The 911-nt window shown below is 67.7% G+C and carries 1 protein-coding gene and 1 pseudogene; both read right to left on the reverse strand.

The window, feature by feature from the left end:
• The coding region (locus MKK84_RS31540) for an outer membrane protein (RefSeq protein ID WP_243926384.1) at positions 1 to 681 on the reverse strand (681 nt) is incomplete at its 3' end.
• Positions 682 to 719: 38 nt separating this feature from the next.
• Positions 720 to 911, reverse strand: a pseudogene (locus MKK84_RS31545) (acetylglutamate kinase); the annotation flags it as partial.

Consider the following 911-nt stretch of genomic DNA (forward strand, 5'->3'; position numbering starts at 1 on the left):
GTACAGGCCTTCGACCTTGAGCGTCACGGCCGAAGAGCGGAAGAAGTTCAGGAACGAGTCGACCGGGAGCGCGTACTCCATGCCGCCGCCGACCGCGTAGCCGGTGCGGAAGCTGTCGTTGCCGGCGTAGCCGCCGAACGAACGGTCAGCGCTGCCCGAGCCGTAGGCGAAGCCGCCGGTGCCGTACACGAGGACGCGGTCGAAGGCATAGCCGAGGCGGCCGCGCACGGTGCCGAAGAAGTCGAGGCTCGACAGGCCACGCGGGTCGGTGACGTAGTAGCCGGCGGCCAGCGGGCCGGTGACGATGGAGCGGTTCCGATTGCGACCGAAGTCGAGGTACTGGGCGTCGGCCTCGACGCCGAACACCACGCCGTTACCCGGGGTCAGCTGGAAGTTGTAGCCGATCTGGGCGCCGCCGGAGAAGCCTTCCTGGTTGTTCTGGCCGAAATAGGCCGTCGTGCCGTTGCCGTACGGAGCCGGGACGGCGAAGCTCGAGGTGTTGCTGCTGCTGGCGTCGAACGCGTAGCCGGCGTTGATACCGAAGTAGGCACCCGACCAGGTGAACACCGGCACGGGGGTGAAGATCGGCGGCGGGGCGGCCCGACGCGGCAGGTCGGCGGCCGAAGCGGCGCCGGTCAGGAGGGCCGTAGCGGCGCTCGCGAGAAGAAGCTTCTTGATCATCTGGTCCTCTGTCTCCCGTTGGGCGGGATGTGTACCGGACCACAGAACGACAGGTTGATGCCGCGCGATAGTGCAACGCTGCAACAGCAGACCACCTCGACGGTGGCCTCGTCGGTCACGCGCAGGCCGTTGCGGAACTCGGACTGGATGCCGAGCCGGTCGAGCATCTTGCCGATCTGCGGCCCGCCGCCGTGGACGACGATCGGCTTCAGCCCGGATTGTTCGAGAAG

It is taken from the genome of Methylobacterium sp. E-065 (assembly GCF_022829605.1).
GTDB lineage: Bacteria > Pseudomonadota > Alphaproteobacteria > Rhizobiales > Beijerinckiaceae > Methylobacterium.